Origin of the sequence: Cobetia amphilecti (genome assembly GCF_020217465.1) — a bacterium.
In the GTDB taxonomy this organism is placed as follows: domain Bacteria; phylum Pseudomonadota; class Gammaproteobacteria; order Pseudomonadales; family Halomonadaceae; genus Cobetia; species Cobetia amphilecti.
Window position 1 is genome coordinate 3,092,827 of record NZ_CP084115.1, and the last position, 19,209, is coordinate 3,112,035.

Here is a 19,209-nt window from a genome sequence, read left to right on the forward strand (position 1 = left end):
TGGCGGGCGGTGCGCTGACGGCGCGGCTCGCTCAGGTCGATTGTGACAGCTCCGCCGGCGCCTTCTGCAGCTGCTGCAGGCCGAGTCCGGCCAGAATCAGCACCAGCCCCGCCAGCGTCGAGGTCAGGATCGGCTCGCCGACGATGAAGTGCAGAAGCGTCAATGAGATGGGCGGCGACAGGAAGATCAGGTTGGAGACCTTGGCGGTGCGCGACACCTTGTGCACCGCCAGCTGCCAGAGCACGAAGGCGATACCCATCTCGCACAGGCCGACATAGATGCCCGCCGTCAGCGCCTGGGGGTTGGCGCTTGCGCCGATGAAGTTGCCGAAGCCCGGCCCGAAGGCCACCAGCAGCGTCAGCACCGGCAAGGCGATGCTGAAGTTCTGCCACTGGGCGACCAGCGGCGCGCGCGGGTCACGCGCATTGAGCAACCAGTAGAGCGCCCACAGCAGGGTCGAGCCCAGCGCCAGCCCGACGCCCAGCGGGTCGGCGAAGGCGACATTGAATATCTCGCCTCGCGTGGCGATGGTCCACACACCGGCGTAGGCGATCAGCCCCGCCGCGACATCGATGCGCGTCAGTCGCTGCGCGAGGATCGGCACGGCGAGAAAGGCCATCGCCAGCGCCCAGGTGTAATTGAGCGCCATCGCCTCCTGGCCCGGCAGCCGCGCGTAGGCGCCGAACAGCACCAGATAGTAGCCGACCGGATTCATCAGTCCGGCCCAGAGTGCCGTACGCCAGCCGCCGCGCCAGCCGGTGGTGAGCGCTTCGCGCAGCTTGCCCTGACGCCACATCAGCACGCCGATCAACAGCCACGACACCAGTGCCGCCAGCCATACCAGCTCCAGCGGCGACATCTGCTCAAGCGCCAGCTTGAAGGCGGTCGCCACCGTCGACCACAAGGCCACGGCGCCCAGACCGTAGAGCATGGCTTCCCTATCCTGACTCATGGCATCCTTCCTCGCATTTCGGGTATCGCCTTCCTGGCGATGAGTGTCATGGCGATGGCACCGACAATGCCCACGGCCTGACATTCGAGCATCGCGTGCCCTGCCCGCTGCTGCAAGCCGCGCCACCAAAAAGGAATTTCGTGAATGACTGATGCCACCGATCCGCAAGCCTCGCCGGCACCCGCGCCCTCTGCGGGAGATGCCCCGACCACGGCACTGGTCAGCGCCTATCGCCTGGATGGCAAGGGCGGCGCCAGCCTGCTCGATGACGACAGCCTGCGCGAGCAATGGCAGGACCCCGACGCGCTGATCTGGATGCACCTCGATTACACCCGCGGCGACGTCAATGACTACCTGGACGACCTTGCCCAGCTGGATGAGCCGAGCATCGAGGCCCTGACCGAGCTGGATACCCGCCCGCGCGTAGCGCGCTTCGGCGGCGGCATGGTCACCACGCTGCGCGGCATCAACCTCAATCCCGGCGCCGCGCCGGAGGACCTGCTGTCACTGCGCCTGTGGATGAGCCCGACCCGTCTGATCACCCTGCGCCGCCGGCCATTCCAGTCGATCACTCAGGTGCGTGAGCAACTGGAAGCCGGCCAGGGCGCGGAAAGCATCTCCTGGCTGCTGGCGATGCTCAGCGATGCGCTGGTCGATCGCGTGGCGGAGCTCAGCCATCGCCTCGATGAGCAGCTCGCCATCATCGAGGAAGACCAGCTCAATGATGTCGAGATCGACCCCGATGACATTACCCGCCTGCGGCGCCCCCTGATCACCCTGCGACGCTTCATGGGGCCGCAGCGCGACTGTCTGGCACAACTCTCCCAGGGGCCGTTGTGGATCGATGAACAGGCGCGTCTGGACCTGCGCGAGATCGCCAACCAGCTGTCGCGCTACGTGGAGGATTTCCAGGCCATGCAGGAGCGCGCGCTGATCATCCATGAACAGCGCATGAGCGAGCACAACGAGCAGCTCAACCAGCGTATGTATCTGTTGTCGGTCATCACCGCCGTCTTCCTGCCGCTGGGCTTTCTCACCGGCCTGCTGGGGGTCAACGTCGGTGGCATACCGGGCAGCGACAGCCAGTGGGGCTTCGCTGCCTTCGTCGGCATCACGCTGGGCGTGGTGGCGATGCAGATGTGGCTACTCAAGCGCAAGAAGTGGTGGTGAACGCGCCCATGGCGTAGCGGAGCTGCTTGCAAGCACTGCTTACAAGCGCTGCTTACGAGCCCTGCTCACGACTGGCGCGGTCGATATGGCCCAGATCGCGCTCAGGGTCGAGCACATCACGCACGCGCTGCTTGAGGTCACGACTGTCGGGGAAGCCGCCGTCGCGCTTGCGCTCCCACAGTACCAGCCACTCCGAATCTGGGGTGGCCTGGCACAGCACCTCGAAATGGCCCCCGTGACTCGGCGCCAAGGCCACCTCACCGAGGTCTTCTCCGAAGGTGGACAGCAGTTCCTGTGCATACCAGGCCGCACGCAACAGCCAGTTGCAGCCGGTGCAGTAGTGAATCCGGACTTTCAGCGTGGATGCCTGATCCATGGTGGTGCCTACTCCAATCAATGATGTAATGATCACTTCACTGCACTGTCGCGCAATGGTCAACACCAAAACCTACACACAAACTGTACATAAACTATACTCGGCGCAGTCATTCCTTCAGTTGACGTCGCACTGCGATCGATCCTTCTTCAACCGGCGGCACGGGCGTGATCTGCATCACGACTTCCCGTACACGACGCCGATAGCGGAGCCCTGGCCACATGTCACCCCTGTCTTCCTCTACCGAGGCCTCCTCACCGTCAGACGCTCAAGACCGCGAGGCTGAGCGGGAGTCTGCAGACAAAGCCCACGAGAGGCCGTCGGGCAGCGGTCAGAGTCGCTTCTTCGAGCGCATGACCGGCGATGAAGATTCGCGCATGTGCAAGGACATCTCCGAGGATGCCTGCCACCAGCAACCCGGCAATTTCTGGCGTCATCTGCTGGCCTCGCTGGGTACCAAACTGGCCGACGAGATGGCCAGTGCGCGGCTGGTGCTGCCGTGGCTATTGGGGTTGATCGGGGCGCCGGTGTGGATGGTGGGGCTGCTGGTGCCGATTCGCGAGGCCGGCGCCCTGCTGCCTCAGCTGCTGGTGGCAGGCTTCATTCGCCCACTGCCGCAACGCAAGTGGGTGTGGGTCGCCGGGGCCTCCATCCAGGCGCTGATGGCACTGGGGCTGGTGATGATCAGCCTGCTTGCCGAGGGCAACTTCGCCACGCGTCACGGACTCGATGGCACCCTCGCGGGCAGCCTGGTACTGATCCTGTTGATCCTGCTGTCGCTCGGGCGCGGGGTGGCCTCCATCGCCACCAAGGACGTGCTGGGCAAGACCATCGCCAAGAAGCGCCGCGGGCGCCTGATGGGCTGGAGTGGCAGTGTGGCGGGGGCGATGACCCTGCTGGCCGGCGTCGCCTTGATGCTGCTGGGCGAGCAGCCCGGGCAGCAGGTGCTGGCGATACTGATGGCCATCGCGGCGCTGGGCTGGACACTCAATGCCCTGTGCGCCGCCATGATCCGCGAGGACAGCGGTGCCACCAGCGGCGGCGCCAATGCCTGGGAGACAGTGCGCGACGGGGTCATCCAGCTCAAGCATGACGCCGCCTTCCGCAACTTCAATCTGGCACGCGCCCTGCTGCTCTCAAGCGCGCTGGCACTACCGTATATCGCCTTGCTCGGCCAGCAGCAGAGCGGTGAGAGCCTGGGCGGACTGGGCGTGCTGGTGGTGGTGTCAGGACTGGCCGGCATGCTGGCCAGCCCCATCTGGGGCAGGCTGGCCGACACCTCCAGCCGCCGCGTGATGCGCAACGCAGGGGCCGGCGCTGCCGTCTGCTGCGCCCTGGCCGGCAGCATGGCCTGGTGGCCACAGGCGCTGGCCGACAACATCTGGAGCTACGCGCTGGTCTACGGGCTGCTGGTGATCGCCCACGCCGGTATCCGCCTGGGACGCAAGACCTACGTGGTCGATCTCGCCACCTCTGACAACCGCGCCCTCTACGTCGCGCTCTCCAACACCCTGACCGGCGTGCTTATGCTGGTACTGGGGTTGTTGATCGGCGGGCTCGCCCAGTGGCTGGGCAGTGAATGGTTGCTGATGATTCTGGCGGTCGTCGCGGCCTGTGCCGCGCTCTGCGCGCAGCGCCTGCCGGAGGTGGAGGACGAATGAACATCCGGGGCAGGCATGACGGCCCCCCTGTTACTCCCCTTTCTCCCCCTTCTCTATCTGATCGACTCTCACGCTGACAGGGCCTGACAACGATGTCGGGCCCTGTCACATTAGCGGCTGCGATTGCATAAGCCGCGTCTCCCCGCCATAGTGAAACCGATCATGGTGCTGGAATGTCCGGGCACACGGACAGGCACCCTATACCCGTACTCTCGGGCTCGGTCTTCAGGGCCGGGTTCTTAAGCCGCAAGGATCAGAGTCAGATGAAAAGACCCCACATGATCAGCCCCGAGCTGCTCGAGAGAGTCGTGAATGCCTCGGACGATGGCATCGTGGTGGCGGAACAGGAAGGCGATGAGAACATCCTGATCTACGTGAATCAGGGCTTCGAGCGCCTCACCGGTTACAGCGCCGACGAGATTCTCTACCGCGATTGCCGCTTCCTGCAGAATGATGACCGCGATCAGCCGCAGCTGGACAACATCCGTGCCGCGCTGCGCGACAAGCGCCCGTGCCGCGAGATACTGCGCAACTATCGCAAGGATGGCAGCCTGTTCTGGAATGAACTTTCCATGACACCGGTCTTCGATGAGCATGACAACCTGCAGTATTTCGTTGGTGTCCAGAAGGATGTCACCGGCCTGATGACCGCCAAGGAAGAGCTGGAACGCCTGCGCGCGGAGCATCCCAGCGAGTCCAACTGAGCGCCGGACGCTCAAGGCCGCTGAGTGAAGAACGGTCACTGAAGAACAGTCACTGAAAATCAGTGCCGCATTGCACCATCAACGCCCACCCCACCGGTGGGCGTTGTCGTTGTGGGCCTCTCGCCTTTGGCAGTTGGCGAAAGCCCTGACAGGTTGAGCGAAAGGCTTGTCATCCTCGTCAACGGGCGGTATATAGCCAGAGAGCCTTCGGCGCATCGCCGCTGGCGGTGCCCGGTGTCACAGGCCAGTCCAGGCGCTGGATATCGGGCAGGTCGTTCCAAGATCGTGAGGTCCGCCCATGGCCCGTGAACAATTCCTCGATGATATCGATGCCACGGCACTCGCCGAAGACAGCCCCACCGATGTGGACTTCGAGCTGTCGTCCTCCAGCTCACCTGCCAAGCCACAACGCAATGACTCCCGCCAACGTCTTGAAGCCCTGCTCGAGGAGCGCGCTCTGGCTCGCTCCATCCGTGAAGGCTGGGACGATGAAGCCGACGACGATGATCTGATCGACGCCAGTGACTGGGGCGAAGAGGAGTAAGCTTGCCACCAGCGGCGTGCAGGGGAAGGGATACCAGGGAGCGGACAGGCCATGGAAGGGGTCGACGTCAGGACAGGGAATGTCATGCAGTGAGTCGCCGCGCTCGCCTGGCACAGGCTGCCCGGCTGGCCAAGCGTGACGCCGGGCACTATCATCTGCGCGTCATTCCATTCTCCAACCAAATTGGGATTCCATGGCGCAATACGTCTATACCATGAACCGGGTGGGCAAGGTCGTTCCCCCGAAGCGCGAGATTCTCAAGGACATCTCGCTGTCCTTCTTCCCGGGTGCCAAGATCGGTGTGCTCGGTCTCAACGGCTCGGGCAAGTCCTCGCTGCTGCGCATCATGGCCGGCGTCGATCAGGACTACAACGGCGAAGCACGTCCCATGCCGGGTCTGAATGTCGGCTACCTTCCCCAGGAGCCGGAACTGGATGATTCCAAGAACGTGCGCGAGTGCGTGGAAGAATCCCTGGCTCACATCAAGAACGCCCAGACCGAACTTGATGAAGTCTATGCCGCCTACGCCGAGCCGGACGCCGATTTCGACGCCCTCGCCGCGCGTCAGGCCAAGCTGGAAGACCTGATCCAGGCCTCTGACGCCCACAACCTCGAGCGCAAGCTGGAAGTGGCCGCCGAAGCACTGCGCCTGCCGCCGTGGGATGCCAATGTCGGCGTGCTGTCCGGGGGTGAGCGCCGCCGTGTCGCACTGTGCCGTCTGCTGCTCTCGAGCCCGGACATGCTGCTGCTGGACGAGCCGACCAACCACCTGGACGCCGAATCCGTCGCCTGGCTGGAACGTTTCCTGCACGACTACTCCGGCACCGTGGTCGCCATCACCCACGACCGCTACTTCCTCGACAACGTCGCCGGCTGGATTCTCGAGCTGGACCGTGGCCAGGGCATTCCCTTCGAAGGCAACTATTCCTCGTGGCTCGAGCAGAAGGACGCTCGCCTGCAGCAGGAAGCCAAGCAGGAAGCCTCGCGCAACAAGGCCATCCAGCAGGAGCTCGAGTGGGTTCGTCAGAATCCCAAGGGCCGTCAGGCCAAGAGCAAGGCGCGTCTCAACCGCTTCGAGGAAATGCAGTCCGGTGATTTCCAGAAGCGCAACGAGACCAACGAGATCTACATTCCGCCGGGACCGCGCCTGGGCGACAAGGTCATCGAGCTGCACAACGTCACCAAGCGTTTCGACGACAAGCTGCTGTTCGATGATCTGTCCTTCACCATTCCACAGGGTGCCATCGTCGGTATCGTCGGCGGCAACGGTGCGGGCAAGTCCACGCTGTTCAAGCTGGTGACCGGCAAGGACACCCCGGACAGCGGCGAAGTCGTGCTGGGCGAGACCGTCAAGGTCGCCTACGTCGAGCAGCTGCGTGATGGCCTGGAAGACAATCAGACCGTCTGGGAAGCTGTCTCCGGCGGTCAGGACATGCTCAACATCAATGGTCATGAAGTCTCGTCGCGCGCCTATGTCGGCCGCTTCAACTTCAAGGGCACTGACCAGCAGAAGCGTCTGTCTGATCTGTCCGGTGGTGAGCGTGGCCGTCTGCAGCTGGCCCAGACCCTGAAGCAGGCTGCCAACGTGCTGCTGCTGGATGAGCCGTCCAACGACCTGGACATCGAGACCCTGCGTGCCCTCGAAGAGGCCCTGCTGGCCTTCCCGGGCTGCGCGATGGTCATCTCGCACGACCGCTGGTTCCTGGATCGCATCGCGACCCACATCCTCGCCTACGAGGGTGACTCCAACGTGGTGTTCTTCGAAGGCAGCTATACCGAGTACGAAGCGGACTATCACGCGCGTGTCGGCAACGATGCACCCAAGCGCATGAAGTACAAGCGTATCGACGCCTGATGAGCCGGCGGGGTCAGCCACGCTGATCGACGCAAGCCGCTAGACGCCCTCACCGGTCACCGGTGGGGGCGTCTTGCCATCGGGCCCTGCTGTTCGTTCCAGTCTGCCCGCTCTGTCCGCCTCGTTCGGTTCCGCCCGCTCTTGTCTGCCCTGCTCGGTTCTGCCCGCACTGTCCGCCTTGTTCAGCCCTGTTCTGCTTCTTTCCTCCCCTCCTCACCTCCTGCCCCCCTCCTGCCAGCACGTCACGCTGACTTGCAGTGCTCGGCGCGAGCCGTCATAACAGGAACTTGCCAATCCATCCGCTCGGGAATCGTCTATGAATCGCTGGCTACAGCAACCCCTCATGTGGCTGCGAACCTGGACCACCAGCATCGCCTATCTCCCCAGCATGCTGGCCATGGTCTATACCCTGCTGGGACTGATCTCGGTGATGCCCTCCGGGCTGCCGGACCCTTCCTCGCTGCCCAATAGCGACTTTTTCGAAGCACTGACCTTCAAGCAACATGACACCCCGCGCACCTTGCTGGCGGCGTTGGTCGGCGGCCTGATCTCGCTGATGGTCTTCAGTTTCACCATGGTGATGAGCGTGCTCACCCAGGCCGGCGCGCAGTTCTCCCACAAGCTGCTGCTGGGCCTGGTGACCGAGCGCCACCACCAGCTGGTACTCGGCCACTACCTGGGCAGCCTGCTGTTCCTGCTGGTCAACCTGATGGTGCCCAATACGGGCGACTCCCCGACCCTGTGGCGCTCGCTGGCGGTCTATCTCGGCGTGCTGATGATGGTCAATTGCCTAGGGATGTTCGTCTACTTCATCCATCAGGTCTCGCAGTCGGTGCAGATCAACGCCGTCGCGCGGCGACTGTCCGGCCGCACCCGCCTCTCGCTGGAGCGCCTACGTCAGCGCAATCGGGACGATGGCTTCTGCGAGCGCGAGGTCAGCCGTGACGACGACCAGTGCCAACTGCTGCGGGCACGCCGGCGCGGCTACATCCAGCAGGTCGACTTCTCGGCGCTGCGCCAGCTGGCCATCAAGCATGACATGGTGGTGCATCTGGATTTCGCGCTGGGCGCCTTCATCGTCAGCGGCATGCCCTTGATGCGCATCGAGTGGCCCAACGGCCTGCCAGAGGGTGCGACGGCTGGGGAAGAACTCGATGAAGAACAGCAGGCCGAGTTGATCAAGAACCTGCGTGCCGCGCTTGGCTATCTGGATGGGGAGTCCGTCGAGGACCTGCACGAGCACGGCCTGACCCAGCTGATGGAAGTCGCCATCAAGGCGCTGTCGCCCGGCATCAATGACCCCGGCACGGCACGGCTGTGCATGCACCAGCTGACGGAGCTGCTCAGCGAGCGCATGTCAGTGCCGCTGTGCAATTGTTGCGTGGATGATCACAAGTCCGTTCGCGTCAGCTGGCAGATGGAGTCCTTCGCAAGCCTCCTCTACCGCTCCATCACTCCGATTCTGCATTATGGCCGTGATGACCTCTCGATCTGTCTGGCCCTGCTGGAGCTGTTGAAGACCCTGTCGCTGATGGGCGCGCAATACGGCCATCTGGTGCTGCTGCAACAGCATGCCGACAAGGTGGTGGAGGCGATTCTCGCCCAGGCCGAATTCGAGGTGGATCGTCGCTTCATCGAACACGGCCTGCAGGCCGGTCACCATCGTCTGAACCTGCCCAGCCCTCAGTGGTGAAAAGGCCAGCGCCTGAACGAGCAACGCCCGCGACGGTCGATCACCATCGCGGGCGTTGCAGTCTGTGAGCCGTACCATTTCTGAATCGTACTATCCGATCACATGACGGCTTGCGGCCTGTTGCCGTCAGTCTGACTCGTGGCAGGGAATCAGAGCCTTACGGCTTGCGGCGGCTCTTGAAGAAGGACACCAGGAACAGCACCAGGAAGATCACGAACAGGACCTTGGCGATGGTCGCTGCGGTGCCGGCGATGCCGCCGAAGCCCAGTACGGCGGCAATGACAGCGACGATCAGAAAGATGATGGCGTAGTTGAGCATGTCAATTCCTTATGTCATGTGAGAATTGTCGCGGCGGAGTCAGCCCCTGACGGATGACGCCTCAGGCGCACTCCAGGGTACTGAAAGCGGCGATCAGGAGGCGCGTCTGCCACCTGACTCGTTATTGCCAAGATGGTAATAAACTAAAGCTTTGTCAACATGATGTCGCACTTCAGTAAAAGAATTTGCCTCAGCCCTTGTGATGGGTTGAAAGCCTGCTCCGTCATCCGCACGTCTTGTCATAGGCACACGATAGGCGGCACTCGGTTGACCGCACGCATGCAGCTCGGACAGGTGATGTTGCTTGTCGGGTGCCGCTTTACACAGCAAAGACCCCCGTTCGGCGAGATGCCGAACGGGGGTCTTTGCTGTGCATCACTCGCGTCATCTCCCTGACAGTAGCGGGAGATCGATGCCGGGGGTGTCGGTCTACAGCGCGGCGATCAAGGCCTCGGCGTAGGCGACGAGATCGGGCTCGCTCATCACCTCGACGCGGTTCAATCCACTGTCGAGACTCGCCGGCTGGCCGTGGCGAACCAGCAAGGTGCGTGGATAGCCCGCACCGCCGATACGCTCACTCAGCTGTGCATGAGCATCGCTGAGATAGACCCCACGGGTCTGCTGCACGCACAGGGTCACCAGTGGCAGACCGCCACGGGCAAGCGCCGCCTCGAAGGCAGGCAATGCCGGACGCTGACGCTGGGTGCAATCCGGGCACCATTCCGCGACCTGATTGAGCACGAAGGTATCGCCAGCGGCCAACCGCGCTTCCACCTCGGCCAGGGTGACGTGAGAAGAGATGTCGTTGCTCATGGTTCACCTCAGTACAGGGACGGATCGGTTTTCTCGGGACGTGTCTTGAAGCGACGGTGCAGCCACAGATACTGCTCGGGATGCTTGCGGATCGCCCCTTCGATGAAGGCGTTGATGCGCGTGGCATCGGCGACGTCATCGCCACTCGGGAAGTTGTCCAGCGCCGGCAGATACTCCAGCGTATAGGTACGATTGTCCGGATTGCGATGGAACATCAAGGGCATCACCGGCGCGCCCGTCATGCGGGCGATCTTGGCCGTCAACTTGATGGAGGCGGCATCGATGCCGAAGAACGGCGCGAATACGCTGACCTCGCGGCCGAAGTCCTGATCCGGTGAATACCACACGCCATGGCCGCTCTTGATGCGACGTACCACGCCCCGCAGGTCGTGACGATCGATGGCGGTGCCGAAGATGCCATTGCGCGCACGGGTCATGAAGCGCTCGAACAGCGGGTTGTCGTGGGGGCGATAGACGACATCGGCCGGGAAGAACAGCGAGTGCAGTGCGCCGCCCAGATCCAGGGTCGAGAAGTGGATGCCCACGATGAGCGCCCCCTTGCCCTGGGCCATGGCGCGCTCCATGTGCTCCTGCCCCTTGAAGGTCACGCGATCACGCATGTGCTCAGGATCACGACACCAGCCGGTGGCCGTCTCGAAGATACCGATGCCGTTGGCGTGGAAGGTCTTGCGCACCTGACGCGCGCGCTCCGCCTCACTCCACTCAGGAAAGCACAGCTTGAGATTGGTGTCGGTGATGTGACGACGACGCTTGCCGAAGCGCCATGCCAGCTCACCAAGGCCACGCCCCAGCCACAACTTGGCGCACCAGGGCAGATAGGCCGAAGCCTTCATGGCACCGATGCCCAGCCAGGTCAGCCAGTAGCAGGGGTGTGCAAAACTCTCGGGATAGCTCTTCTTGGCCATGACTCTCTCGTTCGACGGGCAACGGCGGCCATTGTAGACCGCGCGAGCCTTGCCGTCAGGTCAGGCGTGCGTATCCAGCGGCTGAGCGCTGGCCAACTGCGCAACACCCTTGTCGTCCGCCACACTGCCAACGCCGCCATGATAGTGTCTGGGCACGCGCGGCAGCAGCCCCGTCAGCAGTGTATAGCTGATGGTGTCGCAGCTGGCGGCGACGCGATTGACCTCAAGCCCCTCGCCCCACAGCACCACACGAGAACCGACACCCGCCTCGGGCAGGTCCGTGATATCCACCGTCAGCATGTCCATCGACACCTTGCCGGCCAGCACCGTTTCCTGACCATCCACCAGCACTGGCGTACCATCCACGGCGTGGCGATCATAGCCATCACCATAACCGCAGGCGACGACACCGATACGCGTCGGACGCGTGGCCACGAAGCGCCCCGAGTACCCTACAGGCTCGCCGATGGCGATCTCACGCACGGCGATGATGGCCGAAGACAGCGTCATCACCGGCTTCAGGCGCCGACTGGCGTCATTGGCGCCTTCCAGCGGGTCTGCTCCGTAGAGCATGATTCCCGGGCGGTTCCAGGCCGCATGCGTCTCTGGCCAGGCAAGCGTCGCCGGAGAGTTGGCCAGACACAGCGGCAGCTCTGCCTCGGCCGCCAAGGCCGTCACCGCCGCCATCTGCTGCTGGAAGTAGTCTGGTGTCAGGCTGTCAGCGCTGGCGAAGTGCGTCATCAGGTGCAGGTCACGCGCCTTGCCACACGCCTCGAGGCGCGCCTTGGCGTCCAGCACCTGCTCGACCGTGAAGCCGAGACGATGCATGCCTGAGTCGAACTTGATCCAGCAGGACAAGGGCTGCGCAAGCTCACTCTGTTCGAGGGCCGCCAACTGCCATTCGCTGTGGATGGCGCACCAGAAGTCATGCTCGGCCGCCAAGGCATACTCCGCGGCCTCGAACACCCCCTCAAGCAGCACGATCGGATGAGAGATGCCGCCCGCCCGCAGCGCCAGCGCCTCCTCTATCGTGGCCACCGCAAAGGCGGGGGCGAGGTCCGCCAGTGCCTGCGCGCACGCCACCGCACCATGCCCGTAGGCGTCCGCCTTGATCACGGCCAGGGCGCGCGAATGCGGCGCCAGCTCGCAGGCCAGCTGATAGTTGTGACGCAGTGCATCGAGATCAATATCAGCGCGCAGTGGGCGGGACATGAGGGGACTCCAGGGTGATCGGTGAAAATGACAGACAGCAGAGCAAGCCCCTCAATTATTTTCCATCATCGCCGTCAGGTCACGCTGAAAAACACCAAACTTTCCCCAAATCACCGATAGAAACCACTGCCTTTTAAAACACATGCAGGATTTTCGACCAATACCACCACGAAACTGCCTGCCTCGAGGCCGCGCTGCCCTTGCGCGCTGCTTTTTCGGCACCTCCTGTCTGGCCATCACTTGCCTGATGAACACATGCCTGACGATCAGTGACCTGACCAACTGATGCCCTCAAACGCATGCCCCAAAACGCATGCACCCCCGCAGGCAGAGCCTGCGGGGGTGCATGCAGCACGTGGCGTAAGCCAGCGCGGGACGATCAGGGCGTCACGTTTTCCAGCTCGTCGGAGCTCTCATCATTCAGCACCAGGGACACCTGACGATCTGCCTTGAGGCTCTCGTTGAGGTCACGCACGCTGTTGATATCGATGATACCTGCCGCCTGACGCAGGTTGAGCAGGTCGAGCACATAGGTGTAACGCGAAGAGGCGTAGTCCGCCAGCGCCTGATACAGGGCCTGCTCGGCGTCCAGCACATCGACGATGTTACGGGTGCCGACTTCATAACCGGAGCGAGTCGCTTCCAGTGCGCTGCGGCTGGAGACGATCGCCTGCTTGCGCGCCTTGACGGTCAGGACGTCGCTGCGCACCTGGCTGTAGAGCGAGCGCACGCTCTGGGTAGTGGAGCGCTGCTGATCGAGCAGGTCGTACTGGCTCTGCTCGAGCAGATGGGTGCTCTGACGTACCTGGGCGGAGGTGCGGCCACCGGTATAGATCGGCAGGGAGGCCTGGATACCGATCTGGTTGTATTCCTGATACCCCCCGGCAGTATCGATGTCGGTTTCATCGTAGGAGTAGGTCGCGAAGGCGCCGACTTCCGGCAGGTGGCCTGCGCGGGAGGTCTTCACATCGCCTCTGGCGACATCGACACCCTTCTGGGCAGCACCGATCAGCGGGTTGTTGGACAATGCCATCTCGACCCACTTGTCGCGGCTGGCCGGCACCGGCGCTTCGATCGCCAGATCTTCTTCCAGACCATCGATGGAATCGTACTGCTGGCCCGTCAGCTGCTGCAGGGCCTCGAAGCTGACCTGCAGATCGGCTTCGGCCGCGATGCGCTGGGCACGCGCGTCATCGAATGATGCCTTGGCTTCCTGTACATCCGTGATCGCGATCAGACCGACCTCGAACTGCTGATTGGCCTGGTCCAGCTGGCGGGAGAAGGCCTTTTCCTGGGCGATGCGCGCATCGAGCACATCACGATTGTTCAGGATGGTGAAATAGGCAGACGCCACATCATAGAGCAGCTGCTGCTGATCGGAATCCAGCAGCAGTTTCTGCTGACGGGTGGTGTCCTTGCTGGTCGCGAGCTCATACCAGTCGGCAGCATCGAACAGCTGCTGGTTGACGTTGACCACGATATTGCTGTCGGTGTAATCGCCTTCGGTGCCGCTCTGGGAATTGCCGGTGACATCGGTACGCGACACGGTCCCCGTGGCAGTGATCTGGGGCAGCAGGTCAGCAAGCTCGATACGCTCATTGTCCTCGACGCTCTGATAGAGCGAGCGAGAGGAGGACAGGCTGGCGTTGTGGGTCAATGCATCACGCGTGATGTCGAGCAGATTGGCAGCCTGAGCCTGGGTCGCAAAACCCATCGCCAGCACCAGTGGCAGTATGCGAATGTTGGCCATGTATGCGTTGTTCCTGATCAGTGACAGTCGTGACCTGCATGGCGCCTCGAAAGCACCAGGACAAGGTAAAAGGTAGCTCACACATCGGCTGGACTACTGCCTCAGCCCTGCTCAAGCGGGTCGTGGAAAAAGTGGCCTTAGTCTAATCGTCGCTCTTTTGGGCGTCCAGTTAGTTGGCTAACTTTGTTGCACGATACAGCGTTTCCAAATTGACAACAGTGCCATGGGGCACCCTGCACTGAGCGCAGTACGTCAGAATGCCCCCACTCTGCCAGAATAATGATGACACAATATGAAAACGGCCCGCTCGAATCACGAGCGGGCCGTTTTCACTGGCAACATGCATCAGGGTATCGACAGCCATGACGACTGTGCCCGCGCATCATTCAAAGATGGATTCGAGCGTCAGCCCCTGCTTCTCGAGCATGCGCCGCAGCTTCTTGAGCGCCTCGACCTGAATCTGACGCACCCGCTCACGCGTCAGGCCGATCTCCTCGCCCACTTCCTCCAGCGTCGCGGCTTCATGACCGCGCAGCCCGAAGCGGCGCACCACCACTTCCATCTGCTTCTCGGTCAGTTCCGCCAGCCACTCATCGACATGCGCCTTGACGTCGACATCTACCAGACTGGACTCCGGGCTGGTGTCATTCTCGTCGGCGATGGTCTCGATCAGCGGCTTGTCGCTCTCGCCGCCCATCGGGTAGTCGACGGATGACACGCGCTCATTGAGCCCCAGCATCTTCTTGACGGTATCGACCGGCTTGTCGAGGAAGTCGGCGATCTCCTCCGCGGTGGCCTCGTGATCCAGTTTCTGGGTCAGCTGGCGCGCGGCACGCAGGTAGATGTTGAGTTCCTTGACGACGTGAATCGGCAGACGAATGGTGCGCGTCTGATTCATCAGCGCCCGCTCGATGGTCTGGCGAATCCACCAGGTGGCGTAGGTCGAGAAACGGAAGCCGCGCTCGGGGTCGAACTTCTCCACCGCGCGGATCAGCCCCAGATTGCCCTCCTCGATCAGGTCGAGCAGCGACAGACCACGATTCAGATAGCGCCGTGCGATCTTGACCACCAGACGCAGGTTGGACTCGATCATGCGCTGGCGACCGGCGGGGTCGCCCGCCTGTGCCAGACGCCCGAAGTAGACTTCCTCCTCGGGCTTGAGCAACGGGGAAAAACCAATCTCGTTGAGGTAGATCTGGGTCGCATCCAGGCTTTGGTAGTGCTTGCGCTCTTCACGATTCAAGGCGCGTTCGAATGCCGCCTCTTCCGCTTCTGCCTCAAGCGTATCGTCGTCCTCCTCGACATCCTCAAGGGACAACTCAACCTCAGCCTGATCGATATCCTTTTCCAGCATGCTCATGTCGATACCCCGTTGTCTCTGGTCTGGTGCCAGGAACTTGTTGTTGTGGCAGCGGTGGGAATCAGCGTTTAGGCAGGAATTTCAGTGGGTCCTTGGGCTGCCCATCCTCGCGAATCTCGAAGTGCAGCTGCGCACGTTCAGCGTCAGTGGCTCCCAGAGTGGCGATGACCTGTCCGGCGTCGATCACATCGTTCTCTGATACACGCAGAGTGTCGTTGTGGGCGTAGGCGCTCAGATAGCGGTCGTTGTGCTTGAGAATGATGAGGTTACCGTAACCACGTACTCCGCTTCCGGCGTAGACCACGATTCCCGGCCCTGCTGCCTTGACAGGTTGCCCCTTTTGACCAGCGATATCAATGCCGCCGGTGACACTCTCGGACTCGCCGAACTTGCCGATGATCTCGCCTTGCGTAGGCCACTGCCAGTCAACGTTTTTTACCGGAACATAGGTCTTCTTGGCCGGTGCAGCCTTGGCGGTTTCGCCAGCGACATTGGTGCCCTTTTCAACCTTGGCAGCCTCATTTTTCACGCTAGCGGCCGCTTTCTCGCGCTCTGCTGCGGCGGCAGCGGCGGCTTGCTCGGCCTTTTCCTTGGCGGCCTTGCGCGCCTCGGCCTGGGCGGCGGCCGCACTGGCAGCTGCCTCGCTGGCCGTCTGACTGGCTGTCTGACTGGCCGAGCTACTGGCCTGCGCAGCACTGCTGCTGGCCTGCTCTGCGCTGTCAGTGGCTGAGTTGCGCGCCGTCTCGGCGAGTGCCTCTTCACTGCCTTCCTGGTAGACAGGCCCCAGCCCGGCAGCCGCCGCGGCGCCGGTGGCGGCCGAGGACACGCCACCCGAGCCAGTCGTCAGCGACTGGGCCTGGCTGGTGCGCTGTTGCTGCTGAGCCATGGCGGATTCATCCGGTGCCAGCCAGTCAGGCAGTTCGCTGCCGCCGGCGATCGAACCATCACTGCCCCCGCCCATCGGCGTGGCAACAACGCCACCGCTCGAGGCGACGCTCGTGCCGGAAGCGCCCGCCGCACTGGCCGGCAGCTGGGTGTTGGGGTTCAGACGCAGCGTCTGCCCCGGCTGCAGGGTGTAGGGCGGATTCAAGCCGTTCATGCGCGCCACATCCCGGAAATCCTGGCCACTCTGCCAGGAGATGCCATACAGGGTGTCACCGCGCTGAACGGTATAGGTGTCGGAGGTGATACGCGCATTGCCGGCGTTGAGGTCCTGAACCTGCGGGCGAGTGGTCGCCGTGCTGCAGGCTGTCAGCGCACCCAGCGCCAGACCTGCCAACGTCAGTTTGATTCCCTTGTCCATCCTGTCACGCATGTTCCTGCTCCTTGCGGGAATTGCTGGAGTCGTCATCCGGGCCGGAGCGCTCTCCGGCAAACCAGACAAGCAATACGCCGGCCAGCATCAGGGCGAGTGCCGCCCACAGCTGGGCAGGCTCACCGGTCACACTGGTATAGGTATCCGGCATCATGAAGTGGTAATCCAGCGGAACCTGTTCACCCTTGGGTCCCAGACGATAATCGGTGATGGTGCGCCACGGCCACAATACCGGCAGCGAGCCGAGAATGAAGCCCGTCAGCAGCATCAGTGTCGCGGTGTGATGATGACGAAACAACCACGACAACAAACGCGAGAAGGTGAACAGCCCGATGGCGCAGCCGCTGCCGAACAGCATGATCAGCTGCAGATCGAAGCTCTTGATGCCAGTCATCACCGTGCCGTAGAGGCCCATGGTCAGCAACAGGAAGCTGCCGGAGACACCCGGCAGCAGCATGGCACTGATGGCGATGGCACCGCCGACCACCAGCACCCAGGAGGCATCGGTGGCGGCGGGCAACAGGCTGGGCAACTTGCTGGCCAGCACCAGCCCCAGCGCCAACCACACCAGATAGCCCATCCGGAAGGTGGTGATACGCCGCGCGACCACCACCCCGGAACACACCACCAGCCCGAAGAAGAAGGCGTTGAGCAGCAGCGGCTGCGCCTCCATCAACCAGGTCACCACATGCGCCACGCTGATCAGGCTGGCGAAGATGCCAGCGACCAGCGGCAGCAGAAAGGCCAGATTCAAATGCTGCCACAGCGCCTTGAAGCCCTGCTCACGCCATACGCCGATGGCGGAGGGGCCGAAGCGCTTGATGGACTCGATCAATTCTTCATAGATGCCGGTCACGAAGGCAATCGTGCCGCCTGATACCCCGGGCACGGCATCCGCCGCCCCCATGCCAGCGCCCTTGAAGAACACGCTCAAAGCTCGTTTCACCTGATCACTCCCTCGAGCAACGGCACGAAGCGCACGGCCTCGAACCGCTGAATATCCTGAGTGTCGCCGACGTGGCGCACTCGTGTCAGCCACTGACGATCACTGTCGTCCTCGGCCAATGGCACGATCATCACCCCCTGCGGGGCCAACTGCTTCAACAACGCCTGCGGCAGATGCGGTGCGCAGGCGGTCACCACGATCAGATCAAATGCCGAGTCATCGTCCTGCCAGCCATGCCCACCATCGGCATGGCGCAACGCGACATTGTCGAGTCCGAACCAGCCAAGGCGTTGAGCGGCCCTGGCATGCAGCACGGCGATGCGCTCGAGCGAAGACACCCGAGCGAACAGGCGCGCCAGCAGCAATGTCTGATAACCCGAACCGGTGCCGACCTCCAGCACCCGACACTCCTCGCGCGGGCGCGGCGCTTGCGCCAGGGCAAGCTCCGTCATGCGGGCGTGCATGTAAGGCTGGGACAGGGTCTGCCCCTGCCCCAGCGGCAGCGCGGTATCTTCATAGGCACGGTGCGCCAGCGCCTCATCGAGAAACAGGTGGCGCGGCTCACTGGCCATCAGCTCCAGCACCCGCTCATCGCGAATGCCGGCATCCTCCAGGCGCGCCACCATGCGGTCTCGCGTGCGCTGGGACGTCATGCCGATACCGCTCAGCTGCGCCGTGTCCGGTCGCCTGAGATGCAAGGGCCCGGCGATTCCCGCTGCGCTGTCTGACTGCGCAAGCGGGAAAGCGTTCTGATACACGTCCTTCATGGTCTTGATTCATATCCTTCGAACGAGGACTTCACAGCGAAATCTTGAGCCTTGGCTGGCGCTACGTCGCTCAGGTCAGCGCCTCGAGCCACTGCGCCACATCGTGACGCGCCCCGTGGGAGGTGAGATCCGTCATCAACGGCGTGATGGACACATAGCCTGCCGCGATGGCGGCGAAGTCGGTGTCATCGCCATCATCGATGCCATCGCCGGCCAGCGCGATCCAGTAGCGGGTACGGCCACGCGGGTCCTTGACCTCGATCGGGGCGCCCGCCGGGCCACGGTGGCCCTGACGCGTGACGCGAAAACCACGAATCTCGCTCCACGGCACATCCGGCACATTGACGTTGAGCAATGAGCGCGGCGGCAATGCCAGGGTCTCGGCCGCGCCGACGAGGCTCGCCGCCACGCGTCCAGCGGTCTCGAAGTGGGTCTTGCCGCACAGTGACATCGCGATCGCCGACATGCCCAGCGAGCGCCCTTCCATCGCCGCGGCCACGGTGCCGGAATACAGCACGTCATCGCCCAGGTTGGCACCATGGTTGATGCCGGAAATCACGATGTCAGGCTTCTCGTCCCAGACCCCATTGACGCCCAGGTAGACACAATCCGCGGGCGTGCCGTCGACGCTGTAGAAGCCGTTCTCCATCGCGGACAGCAACAACGGCCGACTCAGCGTCAGCGAGTTGCTGGCCCCTGAGCGGTCACGGTCCGGCGCGACCACACGAATGCGTGCCTGCCCGGCCAGCGCGTCATGCAGCGCCTTGAGCCCCGGAGCGTGCACGCCATCATCATTGGAAAGCAGAATCCTGCGCATCATCTCACTCCTTTGCGAATCATCGGATA

General features: G+C 63.0%; 18 protein-coding genes. 6 read left to right on the top strand and 12 right to left on the bottom strand.

Going from position 1 to position 19,209, the window contains the following annotated elements; all coding sequences use genetic code 11:
- Positions 1 to 31: 31 nt before the first annotated feature.
- Positions 32 to 952, bottom strand: a complete 921-nt coding sequence (locus LCW13_RS13000; protein WP_043331386.1) for a DMT family transporter — start codon at positions 950 to 952, stop codon at positions 32 to 34.
- A 144-nt stretch (positions 953 to 1,096) separates the two neighbouring features.
- Here LCW13_RS13000 and LCW13_RS13005 point away from each other — a divergent pair, with 144 nt between their 5' ends.
- Positions 1,097 to 2,122 (top strand): zinc transporter ZntB, encoded by a 1,026-nt coding sequence (locus LCW13_RS13005; RefSeq protein WP_225347105.1) that lies wholly within the window; start codon positions 1,097 to 1,099, stop codon positions 2,120 to 2,122.
- 52 nt (positions 2,123 to 2,174) lie between these two features.
- Here LCW13_RS13005 and LCW13_RS13010 read toward each other — a convergent pair whose 3' ends face one another.
- Positions 2,175 to 2,498 (bottom strand): SelT/SelW/SelH family protein, encoded by a 324-nt coding sequence (locus tag LCW13_RS13010; protein WP_054555551.1) that lies wholly within the window; start codon positions 2,496 to 2,498, stop codon positions 2,175 to 2,177.
- A gap of 353 nt (positions 2,499 to 2,851) precedes the next feature.
- Between LCW13_RS13010 and LCW13_RS13015 the strand changes: the two genes are divergently transcribed.
- From LCW13_RS13015 to LCW13_RS13035, 5 genes are all read left to right on the top strand, one after another.
- Positions 2,852 to 4,159, top strand: a complete 1,308-nt coding sequence (locus LCW13_RS13015; protein ID WP_225348163.1) for an MFS transporter — start codon at positions 2,852 to 2,854, stop codon at positions 4,157 to 4,159.
- Between the two features lie 263 nt (positions 4,160 to 4,422).
- A complete protein-coding gene (locus LCW13_RS13020; protein WP_043331389.1) occupies positions 4,423 to 4,863 on the top strand; it encodes a PAS sensor domain-containing protein in 441 nt (146 codons plus the stop codon).
- A gap of 298 nt (positions 4,864 to 5,161) precedes the next feature.
- Entirely contained in the window at positions 5,162 to 5,407 is a 246-nt protein-coding gene (locus LCW13_RS13025) for a PA3496 family putative envelope integrity protein (protein WP_225347106.1), read from the top strand.
- A gap of 193 nt (positions 5,408 to 5,600) precedes the next feature.
- Positions 5,601 to 7,262, top strand: coding sequence for an energy-dependent translational throttle protein EttA (ettA, locus tag LCW13_RS13030; protein WP_043331392.1), 1,662 nt, complete (start codon positions 5,601 to 5,603; stop codon positions 7,260 to 7,262).
- Between the two features lie 343 nt (positions 7,263 to 7,605).
- Complete coding sequence (locus LCW13_RS13035) at positions 7,606 to 8,955, top strand: DUF2254 domain-containing protein (protein WP_225347107.1); 1,350 nt, start codon at positions 7,606 to 7,608, stop codon at positions 8,953 to 8,955.
- A 157-nt stretch (positions 8,956 to 9,112) separates the two neighbouring features.
- Here the strand turns inward: LCW13_RS13035 and LCW13_RS13040 are convergent, their stop codons facing one another.
- From LCW13_RS13040 to surE, 10 genes are all read right to left on the bottom strand, one after another.
- Positions 9,113 to 9,274 (bottom strand): DUF1328 domain-containing protein, encoded by a 162-nt coding sequence (locus LCW13_RS13040; RefSeq protein ID WP_043331394.1) that lies wholly within the window; start codon positions 9,272 to 9,274, stop codon positions 9,113 to 9,115.
- A gap of 429 nt (positions 9,275 to 9,703) precedes the next feature.
- Positions 9,704 to 10,087: a TlpA family protein disulfide reductase gene (locus LCW13_RS13045; RefSeq protein WP_225347108.1), complete on the bottom strand. Its 384-nt coding sequence runs from the start codon at positions 10,085 to 10,087 to the stop codon at positions 9,704 to 9,706.
- 8 nt (positions 10,088 to 10,095) lie between these two features.
- Positions 10,096 to 11,013, bottom strand: coding sequence for an LpxL/LpxP family Kdo(2)-lipid IV(A) lauroyl/palmitoleoyl acyltransferase (gene lpxL, locus LCW13_RS13050; RefSeq protein ID WP_225347109.1), 918 nt, complete (start codon positions 11,011 to 11,013; stop codon positions 10,096 to 10,098).
- Positions 11,014 to 11,073: 60 nt separating this feature from the next.
- Entirely contained in the window at positions 11,074 to 12,225 is a 1,152-nt protein-coding gene (gene alr / locus LCW13_RS13055) for an alanine racemase (protein WP_225347110.1), read from the bottom strand.
- A gap of 379 nt (positions 12,226 to 12,604) precedes the next feature.
- A complete protein-coding gene (locus LCW13_RS13060; RefSeq protein WP_225347111.1) occupies positions 12,605 to 13,975 on the bottom strand; it encodes a TolC family outer membrane protein in 1,371 nt (456 codons plus the stop codon).
- A gap of 382 nt (positions 13,976 to 14,357) precedes the next feature.
- Positions 14,358 to 15,335: an RNA polymerase sigma factor RpoS gene (gene rpoS, locus LCW13_RS13065; protein ID WP_043331399.1), complete on the bottom strand. Its 978-nt coding sequence runs from the start codon at positions 15,333 to 15,335 to the stop codon at positions 14,358 to 14,360.
- Between the two features lie 61 nt (positions 15,336 to 15,396).
- Positions 15,397 to 16,650, bottom strand: coding sequence for a peptidoglycan DD-metalloendopeptidase family protein (locus LCW13_RS13070; RefSeq protein WP_225347112.1), 1,254 nt, complete (start codon positions 16,648 to 16,650; stop codon positions 15,397 to 15,399).
- Positions 16,643 to 17,596, bottom strand: a complete 954-nt coding sequence (locus tag LCW13_RS13075; protein ID WP_225347113.1) for a DUF368 domain-containing protein — start codon at positions 17,594 to 17,596, stop codon at positions 16,643 to 16,645. The genes LCW13_RS13070 and LCW13_RS13075 overlap by 8 nt, the downstream gene beginning before the upstream one ends.
- Positions 17,593 to 18,249 carry a protein-L-isoaspartate(D-aspartate) O-methyltransferase gene (locus tag LCW13_RS13080; RefSeq protein WP_225348164.1) on the bottom strand — a complete coding sequence of 219 codons (657 nt, stop codon included), beginning with the start codon at positions 18,247 to 18,249 and terminating at the stop codon, positions 17,593 to 17,595. The genes LCW13_RS13075 and LCW13_RS13080 overlap by 4 nt, the downstream gene beginning before the upstream one ends.
- A gap of 184 nt (positions 18,250 to 18,433) precedes the next feature.
- Positions 18,434 to 19,180 carry a 5'/3'-nucleotidase SurE gene (gene surE, locus LCW13_RS13085; RefSeq protein ID WP_043331401.1) on the bottom strand — a complete coding sequence of 249 codons (747 nt, stop codon included), beginning with the start codon at positions 19,178 to 19,180 and terminating at the stop codon, positions 18,434 to 18,436.
- Positions 19,181 to 19,209: the final 29 nt, after the last annotated feature.